The sequence below is a fragment of the Streptomyces sp. NPDC018263 genome, from assembly GCF_055562575.1.
The window spans coordinates 41,514-53,242 of sequence record NZ_JBVHFA010000013.1; the positions used below are offsets into that span (position 1 = coordinate 41,514).

General features: G+C 72.7%; 9 protein-coding genes and 2 pseudogenes. 3 read left to right on the top strand and 8 right to left on the bottom strand.

The features are described 5' to 3' along the window. Positions 1–149: 149 nt before the first annotated feature. The 4 genes from infB to rimP form a co-directional block, all read right to left on the bottom strand. Complete coding sequence (gene infB, locus ACZ3HQ_RS29285; RefSeq protein WP_467515554.1) at positions 150–3,227, bottom strand: translation initiation factor IF-2; 3,078 nt, start codon at positions 3,225–3,227, stop codon at positions 150–152. Between the two features lie 145 nt (positions 3,228–3,372). After that, entirely contained in the window at positions 3,373–3,669 is a 297-nt protein-coding gene (locus ACZ3HQ_RS29290) for a YlxR family protein (RefSeq protein ID WP_078858668.1), read from the bottom strand. A gap of 101 nt (positions 3,670–3,770) precedes the next feature. Continuing rightward, positions 3,771–4,757, bottom strand: a complete 987-nt coding sequence (nusA, locus tag ACZ3HQ_RS29295) for a transcription termination factor NusA (protein WP_467515556.1) — start codon at positions 4,755–4,757, stop codon at positions 3,771–3,773. A 2-nt stretch (positions 4,758–4,759) separates the two neighbouring features. Further along, positions 4,760–5,269: a ribosome maturation factor RimP gene (rimP, locus tag ACZ3HQ_RS29300; RefSeq protein WP_161202398.1), complete on the bottom strand. Its 510-nt coding sequence runs from the start codon at positions 5,267–5,269 to the stop codon at positions 4,760–4,762. Between the two features lie 327 nt (positions 5,270–5,596). On the opposite strand from rimP, the gene ACZ3HQ_RS29305 reads away from it, so the two are divergent. The 3 genes and pseudogenes from ACZ3HQ_RS29305 (at position 5,597) to ACZ3HQ_RS29315 (ending at position 8,046) form a co-directional block, all read left to right on the top strand. Continuing rightward, positions 5,597–6,121: a hypothetical protein gene (locus tag ACZ3HQ_RS29305; protein ID WP_467515558.1), complete on the top strand. Its 525-nt coding sequence runs from the start codon at positions 5,597–5,599 to the stop codon at positions 6,119–6,121. Then, positions 6,118–6,528: pseudogene (locus ACZ3HQ_RS29310) on the top strand (ferritin-like domain-containing protein); the annotation flags it as partial. The gene ACZ3HQ_RS29305 and the pseudogene ACZ3HQ_RS29310, both read left to right, overlap by 4 nt. Positions 6,529–7,128: 600 nt before the next feature. After that, on the top strand, positions 7,129–8,046 hold the full coding sequence (locus tag ACZ3HQ_RS29315; RefSeq protein ID WP_467515570.1) for an aminoglycoside phosphotransferase family protein: 918 nt from the start codon (positions 7,129–7,131) through the stop codon (positions 8,044–8,046). A 51-nt stretch (positions 8,047–8,097) separates the two neighbouring features. Here the strand turns inward: ACZ3HQ_RS29315 and ACZ3HQ_RS29320 are convergent, their stop codons facing one another. From ACZ3HQ_RS29320 to ACZ3HQ_RS29335, 4 genes and pseudogenes are all read right to left on the bottom strand, one after another. Beyond that, positions 8,098–9,801 (bottom strand): proline--tRNA ligase, encoded by a 1,704-nt coding sequence (locus tag ACZ3HQ_RS29320; protein WP_467515562.1) that lies wholly within the window; start codon positions 9,799–9,801, stop codon positions 8,098–8,100. Between the two features lie 75 nt (positions 9,802–9,876). Further along, on the bottom strand, positions 9,877–10,407 hold the full coding sequence (locus ACZ3HQ_RS29325) for a GNAT family N-acetyltransferase (protein ID WP_467515565.1): 531 nt from the start codon (positions 10,405–10,407) through the stop codon (positions 9,877–9,879). Positions 10,408–10,441: 34 nt separating this feature from the next. Next, on the bottom strand, positions 10,442–11,290 hold the full coding sequence (locus tag ACZ3HQ_RS29330; protein ID WP_467515567.1) for a GNAT family N-acetyltransferase: 849 nt from the start codon (positions 11,288–11,290) through the stop codon (positions 10,442–10,444). Between the two features lie 196 nt (positions 11,291–11,486). Continuing rightward, positions 11,487–11,729 (bottom strand): annotated as a pseudogene (locus ACZ3HQ_RS29335) (flavodoxin-dependent (E)-4-hydroxy-3-methylbut-2-enyl-diphosphate synthase); the annotation flags it as partial.

Consider the following 11,729-nt stretch of genomic DNA (forward strand, 5'->3'; position numbering starts at 1 on the left):
ATGCCCACCCACCACCCGAAACTGTTGGCTGTAAAGCCGACCGAGACGGGTGGGTGGGTGGGAAACGGGGGTCTGGGGGCGGAGCCCCCAGGACGGCGCGTCGGCCGACGGAACCCGGAAGGTCCCATCGGCCGACGCACAGCGCAGCGTTACGCTCGCGGCTTCTCGCGCATCTCGTACGTCGCGATGACGTCGTCGACCTTGATGTCGTTGAAGTTTCCGAGGTTGATACCACCCTCGAAGCCTTCGCGGATCTCGGTGACGTCGTCCTTGAAGCGACGCAGACCGGAGATGTTGAGGTTCTCCGCGATGACCTTGCCGTCGCGGAGGAGGCGCGCCTTGGTGTTGCGCTTGACCTCGCCCGACCGGACCAGGACACCGGCGATGTTGCCCAGCTTGGACGACTTGAAGACCTCGCGGATCTCCGCCGTGCCGAGCTCGACCTCCTCGTACTCCGGCTTGAGCATGCCCTTGAGGGCCGCCTCGATCTCCTCGATGGCCTGGTAGATCACCGAGTAGTACCGGACGTCGACACCCTCGCGCTCCGCCATCTGCGCCGCGCGGCCCGCGGCGCGGACGTTGAAGCCGATGACGATGGCGTCGGAGCCGGTCGCCAGGTTGATGTCGGACTCGGTGACCGCACCCACACCGCGGTGCAGGATGCGGATGTCGACCTCTTCGCCGACGTCGAGCTGGAGCAGCGAGGACTCGAGAGCCTCCACCGAACCGGACGCGTCGCCCTTGATGATGAGGTTGAGTTCCTGCACCAGACCGGCCTTGAGGGCCTCGTCCAGGTTCTCCAGGGAGAACCGGACACCGCGCCGGGCGAAGTTGGCGTTGCGCTCGCGCGCCGCCCGCTTCTCCGCGATCTGCCGGGCCGTACGGTCCTCGTCGACGACCAGGAAGTTGTCGCCGGCGCCCGGGACGTTGGTGAGACCGAGGACGAGGACCGGGGTCGAGGGACCCGCCTCTTCCACGTTCTCGCCCTTGTCGTCGAGCATCGCGCGGACACGGCCGTACGCGTCGCCGACCACCATGGTGTCGCCGACCCGCAGGGTGCCTCGCTGGACCAGGACGGTCGCGACGGCGCCGCGGCCGCGGTCGAGGTGGGACTCGATCGCGATGCCCTGCGCGTCCTGCTCCGGGTTGGCCCGCAGGTCGAGCGAGGCGTCCGCGGTCAGGACCACGGCCTCCAGCAGGCTCTCGATGTTGAGGCCCTGCTTGGCGGAGATGTCGACGAACATGGTGTCGCCGCCGTACTCCTCGGCCACCAGACCGTACTCGGTGAGCTGACCGCGCACCTTGGTCGGGTCGGCACCCTCGACGTCGATCTTGTTGACCGCGACCACGATCGGCACGTCGGCCGCCTTGGCGTGGTTCAGCGCCTCGACCGTCTGCGGCATGACGCCGTCGTTGGCCGCGACGACCAGGATCGCGATGTCGGTCGACTTCGCACCACGGGCACGCATGGCGGTGAACGCCTCGTGACCCGGGGTGTCGATGAAGGTGATCTTGCGCTCTTCGTCGTTGACCTCGGTCGTGACCTGGTACGCGCCGATGTGCTGCGTGATACCGCCGGCCTCACCCGCGACGACGTTCGTCTTGCGGATGGTGTCGAGCAGCCGGGTCTTACCGTGGTCGACGTGACCCATGACGGTCACGACCGGCGGACGCGGCACGAGGTATTCCTCGCCGCCCTCGTCCTCGCCGAACTCGATGTCGAAGGACTCGAGCAGCTCGCGGTCCTCCTCCTCCGGGCTGACGATCTCGATGATGTAGTTCATCTCGCCGGCGAGGAGCTGGAGCGTCTCGTCGGAGACGGACTGCGTGGCAGTGACCATCTCGCCGAGGTTCATCATCACGGCGACGAGCGACGCCGGGTTGGCGTTGATCTTCTCCGCGAAGTCGGTGAGGGACGCACCGCGCGACAGGCGGACGGTCTGTCCGTTGCCGCGAGGCAGCATCACGCCGCCGACCGACGGGGCCTGCATGGCCTCGTACTCCTGGCGCCTCTGACGCTTCGACTTGCGACCGCGACGCGCGGGACCGCCGGGACGGCCGAAGGCGCCCTGCGTGCCACCACGGCCACCCGGACCACCGGGACGACCACCGAAGCCGGGACGGCCACCGCCGCCACCACCGGGACGGCCGGCGAAGCCGCCGCCACCGCCACCCGGACCACCGGGACGGCCGGCGAAGCCACCGCCGCCACCGCCACCCGGACGACCGGCGAAGCCGCCGCCGCCCGGACGACCGCCGCCGCCACCGGGACGACCGCCGGCACCGGGACCGCGGCCACCGGGGCCACCGCCGCCGGGACGCGGGCCCGCGGCGGGACGCTGCGGCATCATGCCGGGGTTGGGACGCGGACCGGCCGGGCCGGGACGCGGTCCGCCCTGCGGGCGGGGCATGCCGGCGGGCGACGGACCGGGACGGCCCGGAGCCTGCGGACGGGGACCGCCGCCCTGAGCGCCCGGACCCTGCGGACGGGGACCGGCGCCGGGGGCACCGGGACCGCCGGCCGGACGGGGACCGCCCTGCGGACGGGGCGCCTGCGGGCGCGCCATGCCGGTGGAGCCACCGGACGTGAAGGGGTTGTTGCCCGGACGGGGACCCGCCGGACGGGCGCCGGGACGCTGGCCCTGGCCACCGGGGCGCGGGGCGCCCTGGCCGGGACGGCCCGACTGCCCCTGACCGCCCTGGCCGGGAGTGGCCGGACGGGCGCCACCGGGCTTGGGTGCGCCGGGACGGGCGCCGCCGGGACGCGGGGCCTGCGTGGCGGGACCCTGCGCGGCGGGGGCCTGCGGAGCCTGGGCGGCCGGCGGAGCGGTGAACTCCGGGGCGGCCGGGGCCGGGCGCGGCGCGGGCTTGGGACCCGGCACCGGACGCGGGCCGGAAGCGGCCGGCGCGGGAGCCGAGGGAGCCGCCGGGGCAGCGGGCTGCTGCGCGGCGGGCTTGGGGGCGCCCGGCTTCGGGGCGGCCGGACGAGCCGACTGCGCCGGGGAGGGCGCGCCGGGCTTGGGGGTTGCCTTGCGCGGGGCGGGCTTACCGGCGGACTTGCCGTTGCCACCGCCCTGGAAGGCGTCGGTCAGCTTGCGTACGACAGGCGCTTCGATCGTCGAAGACGCCGAACGGACGAATTCACCGAGTTCTTGGAGCTTGGCCATGACGACCTTGCTCTCGACACCGAACTCCTTGGCGAGTTCGTATACCCGGACCTTAGCCACTTCGCTCCTTTGAGGTCCGGGTGATGCCGGACCGTCGCTAGTTCATGGGCGTACTCATCGCGTACTCATCGAGTGCTCATCGCAATCTCGACCTGCTTTCGACTCGCGAGGTACCAGGCCGCCACGGTGTTCCGGACGGCACTTCTTACGGTGTTGCCTGCTCGGCAACTGTTGTCTGCTCGACGTATCGGCGCAACGCGTTTGTGTCGAGCGCTCGCGGGGCGCGCAGTGCCCGCGTGAACGCCCGGCGGCGAACCGCCTGGTCCAGACAGACCGGTGCCGGGTGTACGTAAGCACCCCGGCCGGGCAGCGTACCGCGAGGATCGGGGACGCAGGCGTCCTCGATCATCACGATCCGCAGTAGATCGTTCTTGGCCGCCCGCTTCCGGCACCCCACACAGGTGCGTTCAGGGCATGCTCGGGTGTGCGTCCGGCCAGACACGGTTAAGTCTACCTCCCCGTACCGACCTCACCCCTTTGGGGCAGAGATCGAACAGTTGCAGTGTGGTGAACGGACACGATCGGTCGGCCCCAGTCGGGGCGCTAGTCGGCGACCTGCTCGGTGTCCGGACGGATGTCGATGCGCCAGCCGGTGAGGCGGGCGGCGAGCCGGGCGTTCTGGCCCTCCTTGCCGATCGCCAGCGAGAGCTGGTAGTCCGGCACGGTGACCCGCGCGGACCGGGCGGCGAGGTCCACGACCTCGACCTTGCTCACCCGGGCGGGTGACAGGGCGTTCGCCACCATCTCGGCCGGGTCGTCCGACCAGTCGACGATGTCGATCTTCTCGCCGTTCAGTTCGCCCATCACATTGCGCACCCGGCCGCCCATCGGGCCGATGCAGGCGCCCTTGGCGTTCAGGCCCGAACGGGTGGACCGTACGGCGATCTTGGTGCGGTGGCCGGCCTCGCGGGCGATGGCGGCGATCTCCACCGAGCCGTCCGCGATCTCCGGCACCTCCAGGGAGAAGAGCTTCTTCACCAGGTTGGGGTGGGTGCGCGAGAGGGTGACCGACGGGCCGCGCACACCCTTGGCGACGCGGACCACGTAGGACCGCAGCCGCATGCCGTGCTGGTAGGTCTCGCCGGGCACCTGCTCCTGCACCGGCAGGATGGCCTCCAGCTTGCCGATGTCCACCAGCACGTTCTTCGGGTCGCGGCCCTGCTGGACCACGCCGGTGACGATGTCGCCCTCACGGCCGGCGTACTCGCCGAGCGTGGCGTCGTCCTCCGCGTCGCGCAGCCGCTGCAGGATGACCTGCTTGGCGGTGGTGGCGGCGATCCGGCCGAACCCGGAGGGGGTGTCGTCGAACTCGCGGCGCTCCTGCCCCTCCTCGACGTCCTCGGGGTCCTCCTTCGCCCACACGGTCACGTGACCGCTCTGGCGGTTCAGCTCCACGCGTGCGTGGCGGCGGCTTCCCTCGGTGCGGTGGTACGCGATGAGGAGGGCCGACTCGATCGCCTCGACCAGCAGGTCGAAGGAGATCTCCTTCTCCCGGACCAAGCCCCGCAGGGCGCTCATGTCGATGTCCACGGCTACGCCTCCTCCTCTTCCTTCATGTCCTTCTTGTCCTTGCGGTTGAACTCGACCTGCACCCGCGCCTTGGCGATCTCCGGGAAGGCCAGCCGGCGGTTGGTGGCCTTGCGGCCCTTCACACCGGGAACCTCCAGGTCCACGCCCTCGTCGTCCGTGCCCAGGATGCGCGCGACCACTTCGCCGCCGTCGGCGAGCTGGAACTTGACCAGCCGGTCCACGGCGCGCCGGTAGTGGCGGGGTTCGGTCAGGAGGCGCTCGGCGCCCGGGGTGCCGACCTCCAGGTCGTACGCCTGGTCGCCCATCGCGTCGGTCTCGTCGAGCTTCGCCGAGAGCGCGCGGCTCACATCGGCGATGCGGTCCAGGTCCGCTCCGGTGTCGGAGTCGACGACCACGCGCAGCACACGCTTCCGGCCGACGGAGTCGACGGCGATCTCCTCGAGATCCAGCCCCTGGGAGGTGACGAGCGGTTCGAGCAGCTCTCGCAGCCTCTCGCTCTGGGTGGTGCTCATCCGGGTGACTCCTCGGCCGCGTGTGCTGTTGTGGGATGGTCGCGTGTCTGGTCAAAGGGTATCCGGTCGGGATGGGTGTTGCCGTCCACCCTCGGCGTCCCCGCACCTCCCGCGCGTCCGTCCGGTGGGCGGCCGGGGGTGAGGAACGGTGCCGGTGAGTGGTGCGGGGACGGGGCGCGGGTACGGTGATCACGGGCGGGCGGCCGGTTCGAGCGGCCCCGCTCTCCGGTGCCCTCGTCCGTCCCGCGCCTGATCTTCGCCGCCCCTCACCGTGTCTCTCCCGTATCTCCCGTATCTCCCCGTACGAGTTCCCCGAGGACGTCTGCCGTGTCGTACTCCCCTTCGCCGCGCGCCCGCTCGGGGCCGCGCAGAAGAACCCTGCTCGCCTCCCTGGCCGGTGCCACCGCCCTGCTGACGGGCTGCTCGGCCGGGTCGAGCCCCGCCGAGCGCGCGGTCTCCGCGGCCACCCGCGCCCGCTCGCGTGCGGCGCGGGACAGCGCCGATCTGCTGGCGCGCTACGACGCGGTGCTCGACGCGCACCCGGCGCTCGCCGGGCGGCTCTCCCCGCTGCGGGCCGCGGTGGCCGCGCACCTGGACGCCTTCGGCGGCACGAACGCCCATGACAGCAAGGCGACGAAGGGCGCCACGGCGCAGAAGTCGCCCTCGCCGGTGCCCACCGCGTCCGCCGACCGCAAGGAGGCGCTGACCTCGCTGGCGTCCGCCGAGCGGACCGTGGCGGACCGGCGCGCGGCGGCGCTGCTGGAGGTGCCGGGCGAGCTGGCCCGGCTGATGGCATCGGTGTCGGCGGCCGGGTCCGCGCACGTGTATCTGCTGACGGAGGCGGCGAGGTGAGCGCCCACGACAAGACCGAACTGACCGCCCTCCAGGCCGCGTTGGCGGCCGAGCACGCGGCGGTGTACGGCTACGGGGTCGTCGGCGGCCGGATCGGTACGCCCCGGCAGGGCGAGGCCCGCTCCGCGTACGACGCCCACCGCGCGGCCCGCGACACCCTGGCCCGCTCGGTCCGCGACCTGGGCGGGGAGCCGGTGGCGGCGAGCCCCGCGTACGCGCTGCCCTTCTCGGTGGCCGACTCCGCGGCGGCGCTGCGCCTGGCCGCGCAACTGGAGGAACGTCTCGCCGGCGTCTACGCCGACCTGGTCCGCGCCACCACCGGCCCCCGCCGCACCACGGCCGCCGCGTCCCTGCGCGAGTCAGCGGTACGCGCCACCCGCTGGTCCGGCCACACCCCCGCTTTCCCCGGCCTGACCGAACGCACCGACAACACGACAGGCCACGCCGGCGCGCCGGACACCCCCCCCGTCCGCACCCCCGCCCCCCTGACCCCCGACCCCCGCGTCCCCACGGGCCGGCACCGCCGCCGACACCGGCTGGGAACCGGGACCCAGGGGCACCCACAGCCGACTCCACACCTGCGTCGCCCCGCCGACCCGGACCGGGCGCCCCCCGGCCGGACCGGCGGGCTCCTGGGCCCCGCCTCGGGGTCGGCGCCGAGACAGGCGGCCCGCCGCCGGCACCGGCTGGGAACGGGGGACCAGGGAGCCCACAGCGGACTCCGCCCCTTCGTCGCCCCTGCCGACCCGGACCGGGCGTCCTCCGGTCGGACCAGCAGCCCCTGGGGCCCCGCCTCGGGGTCGGCACCGAGACAGGCGGCCCGGCGTCGGCTGGAGTCGCGGCCCCGGAGGTGCCGCTTCGGCGGCCTGGGGGCGTGGACCGTGGATCGCGGCGGTGGCGCTGGGGCTGGGTGGGGGTGGGGAAGGCGTAGCCTTCCCTGGGCCTTCGGTTGTGGGGGTGCCCTGAGGGACAGCAGGCGGATTCAGGAGAAGGGGAACGACTCGCGTATGGCTTTGGAACCGCCCCGGCGACTGGTCCGGGCGAGCCGGGAGACCGCGCCGCCCGGTGACGACTGGCTGGCGGGACTGCCCGAGGCGGCCGAACGGGCTGTCGCGGAACGCGAGTTGACCGTGGACCGGGTGCAGGTGCCGGGCGGCCGGAGCAGCCTGGTGCTGCTGGTGCGGCGCGCGGACGGCAGCCCCGCCGTACTGAAACTGGCGCCCGCGCGGGCCCGGCCGGAGAGCGAGCGGGCCGCGCTGGCGCACTGGGGCGGCCTGGGCGCCGTACAGCTCCTGGACGGTGGGCCCGCGGACGTGGCGGCGGGCGCGCTGCTGCTGGAGCGGCTGCACCCGGACGTGTCGGTGCGCTCGCTGCCGGAGGCGAAGGCGCTGCTGGAGGCGGCCGGGACGCTGCGCCGTCTGTGGGTGGACCCGCCGTCGGGCGAGGACGCGCACCGGTTCGAGACGGTGGCCGAGCGCACCGGCCGGCAGGCCGAGGCGATGGCCGCGAGCGCGCGGCAGGACCCCGACTCGGCGCCCCTGGTGGACGCGGCACTGGCCGTACGTGAGGAACTGCTGGCCGACGCGCCGGACCACCGACTGCTGCACGGCACGTTCCGGCAGAGCAAGGTGCTCGGCGGGGAGCGGCTGCCGTGGCTGGCGGTGGGCCCGGACCCGGTGGTCGGCGAGTCTGCCTTCGACCTGGCGCGGCTGGTGCGGGACCGGGTGGAGGACCTGATCGCGGTGCCGTCCGGCGCGTCGGTGACCCGGCGCCGGATCAAGCGGCTCGCTGAGTCGCTGGAGGTGGACCAGGAGCGGCTGCGCGGCTGGACGCTGTTCCGGGCCGTGGAGTCCGGGGTACGGGCCCGCCGGGTGGGCCGGGAACAGGACGCGGACCTCCTGCTGGAGTTCGCCACCTGGCTCTAGCGGAAACAAAAGAAGGCCCGGCCGAGCGGCCGGGCCTTCTCACGTATCCGCTCAGGCGGTGAGGCGGGCGATGGCCTCCTCGACCGTCAGCTCCTCGCGCTCACCGGTCTTGCGGTCCTTCAGCTCCAGCACACCGTCGGCCGAGCGGCGTCCGGCGACCAGGATCTGCGGGACGCCGATCAGCTCGGCGTCGGTGAACTTGACGCCCGGCGACACCCCGGCCCGGTCGTCGACCAGGACGCGGACGCCCGCGGCGGACAGCTTCTCGGCGACGTCGAGGGCCAGCTCCGTCTGGAGCGCCTTGCCCGCGGCGACCACGTGCACGTCGGCCGGGGCGACCTCCTTGGGCCAGCACAGCCCGTGCTCGTCGGCGGTCTGCTCGGCGAGGGCGGCGACCGCGCGGGAGACGCCGATGCCGTAGGAGCCCATGGTGACGCGGACGGGCTTGCCGTTCTGGCCGAGCACGTCGAGCTTGAGGGCGTCGGCGTACTTGCGGCCGAGCTGGAAGATGTGGCCGATCTCGATGGCCCGGTCCAGCTTCAGCCCGGCGCCGCACTTGGGGCAGGGGTCGCCCTCCTGGACCACGACGACGTCCACGTACTCGTCGACCTCGAAGTCACGGCCGGCGACGACGTTCTTCGCGTGCGTGTGCTCCTTGTTGGCGCCGGTGATCCAGCCGGTGCCGGGGGCCACGCGGGGGTCGGCGATGTACTTGACCTTCTCGCCCAGGCCCTGCGGGCCGACGTAGCCGCGCACCAGGTCGGGGCGGCCGACGAAGTCCTCGGCGGTGACCAGCTCGACGGCGGCCGGGGCGAAGTGCTCCTCGACCTTGCCCATGTCGACCTCGCGGTCACCGGGCACGCCCACGGCGACGATCTCGCCGTCCACCTTGACCAGCAGGTTCTTCAGCGTGGCGGAGGCCGGGACGCCGAGCGAGGCGGCGAGGGTCTCGATGGTCGGGGTGTCCGGGGTGGGGATCTCCTCCAGCGCGGGCACGGCCGAGCCGTCGACGGCGACGAGGTCGTAGCGCACGGCCTCGGTGTTGGCGGCGAAGTCGCAGTTGGGGCAGTCCGCGAAGGTGTCCTCGCCGGCCTCGGCGGGGGCGAGGAACTCCTCGGACCGCGAGCCGCCCATGGCGCCGGCGGTGGCCGCGACGATGCGGTAGTCGAGGCCGAGGCGCTCGTAGATCCGCTGGTAGGCGGCGCGGTGCAGGGCGTAGGAGGAGGCCAGGCCCTCGTCCTCGGTGTCGAAGGAGTACGAGTCCTTCATGAGGAACTCGCGGCCGCGCAGGATGCCCGCGCGGGGACGCGCCTCGTCCCGGAACTTGGACTGGATCTGGTACAGGATCACCGGCAGGTCCTTGTACGAGGATGCCTGGTCCTTCACCAGCAGGGTGAAGATCTCCTCGTGGGTGGGGCCGAGGAGGTAGTCGCCGCCCTTGCGGTCCTGGAGGCGGAACAGCTCGGCACCGTACTCGTCCCAACGGCCGGTGGCCTCGTAGGGCTCGCGCGGCAGCAGGACGGGGAGGACGACCTCCTGGGCGCCGATGGCGTCCATCTCCTCGCGCACGATCCGCTCGACGTTGGCGAGGACCTTGGTGCCCAGCGGCAGCCAGGACCAGACGCCGGCGGCGGTGCGGCGGACGTAACCGGCGCGGACGAGGAGCTTGTGGCTGAGGACCTCGGCGTCCGCCGGGTCGTCGCGCAGCGTCTTCGCCAACAACTTGGACATGCGCTGGACCGGTACGTTCGCCATTTTTCTCGTACTCCTGCCGGAAATGTAGGTGATGGCTAGGAGGTTAGCCGGGCCGCCCGCACGGGTGGAAATCGGTTAACGACGGCGCAGTGGGAGGGGGGCGCCCATGACGGCGTACGGCTTGGGGGCGCTCGGGAAGTGGACCTGGCGGGCCAGGTCGGTGTAGCCGAGGGCGTGGTAGAGGCCGCGGGCGGGGCTGTCGGTGTCGATGGCGGAGAGGATCGAGCGGGGTTCGGCGGCGCTGTCGGTGATGCGGGTGATCAGGCGGCGGCCGACGCCCCGGTTCTGGTGGCCGGGGTGGACGTGCAGCTCGGTGATGACGAAGGAGTCGTCGAGCCAGCCGTCGTTGCCCTCGGCGCGCAGGTAGGGCTCCACGATGGTGGACCACCAGTGGTCGCGGGAGTTGGGCATCCCGTACACGAACCCGATCAGCGCGCCCCGGCTGGTGGCCCCGAGGGCGCGGGCGCCGGGCATCCGCATGTGCCGCTGGACGATCTGGCGGCGTACGGCGATCTCGTCGGGGCCGAGGCCGAAGGCGAGGGCCTGTACGGCGAGGGCCTCGTCTACGTGGGCTGCGAGGTCCAGGGTGCCGATCACGAGGTCCATGCGGGGAGCGTACAGGGGCGGCCCGGTGTGCCCGTCAGAAGAGAATGCTCATGAACTCGCCGACCTCTTCGAACCCCACCCTGCGATAGGTGGCGCGGGCGGCGGTGTTGAAGTCGTTGACGTAGAGGCTGGCGACCGGCGCGATGTCGGCGAGCGCGTAGCGCAGTACGGCGGCCATGCCGGGGGCGGCGAGGCCCTTGCCCCGGTACTCGGGGGCGACCCAGACGCCCTGGATCTGGCACGCCTTGGCGGTGGCGGCGCCGATCTCGGCCTTGAAAACCACGTTGCCCCGGCCGTCGAGACGGGCGAAGGCGCGGCCGGAGCCGACGAGTTCGGCGACGCGGGCCTGGTAGAGCAGTCCGCCGTCGCCGGCCATCGGGGAGATGCCGACCTCCTCGGTGAACATGGCCACGCACGCGGGCATGATCGTGTCCATCTCGTCCTTGCGGACGCGCCGGACGTAGGGGTCGGGGTGGATGTCCTCGGGCAGGTGGTCGGTGACCATGAGGGGCTGGTGGGCGCGGACTTCGCGGGCGGGGCCCCAGTGCGGTTCCAGCAGGCGCCACAGTTCGGAGGTGGGTCCGGCGGGGCCGACGATGGAGGAGCAGCGGCGGCCGGCCCGCCGGGCGCGGTCGGCGAAGGCGCGGACGGCGCGGGGGGTGGCGCAGACGGGGACGAGATTGGCGCCCGCGTAGCAGAGGGAGGTGAGCATGCCGTCCTCGTACCAGCCCCACATCTCGCCGCCGAGCCGCCAGGGGTCCAGGCCGGCGACCTGGACGCGGGCGGTCACGAAGGCGTTGGCGACGGGCTCGCGGTCGAGTACCGCGAGCGCTGCGTCGAGGTCGCTCGGTTCGAGCACCCGTGAGGTGGTCTGGGTCAACACGTGCGGGGCCTCACCCTGGGGGTTCTGCTGTGGTCCCCGCACTATAGCTGCGCTGCTTTGGGGGTGCGCTCTTGAGCTCGGGTGCCTGGGGTCTGTGCGGCGGGTGCGGGTTCGTCGTGGCTTGTCGCGCAGTTCCCCGCGCCCCTGGAGGGCGGGGAACGGGGCCTGCGGCCCCTCCCCGCCCTCCACAGCGTTCTCAGCCCGCTACCGCCACCGTCGGCTCGCCCGACGTGATGCCGTCGGCCTCCATCTGCTCGGCCAGCTTCATGGCCTCCTCGATGAGGGTCTCCACGATCTTCGATTCCGGGACGGTCTTGATGACCTCGCCCTTCACGAAGATCTGGCCCTTGCCGTTGCCGGAGGCCACCCCGAGGTCGGCCTCGCGGGCCTCGCCGGGACCGTTCACCACACAGCCCATGACCGCGACGCGGAGCGGGAC

Coding starts and splice junctions, on each gene's coding strand:
- ACZ3HQ_RS29315 (WP_467515570.1), top strand. CDS start 7,129: ATGGCTTTGGAACCGCCCCGGCGACTGGTCCGGGCGAGCCGGGAGACC.
- ACZ3HQ_RS29320 (WP_467515562.1), bottom strand. CDS start 9,801: ATGGCGAACGTACCGGTCCAGCGCATGTCCAAGTTGTTGGCGAAGACG.
- ACZ3HQ_RS29325 (WP_467515565.1), bottom strand. CDS start 10,407: ATGGACCTCGTGATCGGCACCCTGGACCTCGCAGCCCACGTAGACGAG.
- rimP (WP_161202398.1), bottom strand. CDS start 5,269: ATGAGCACCACCCAGAGCGAGAGGCTGCGAGAGCTGCTCGAACCGCTC.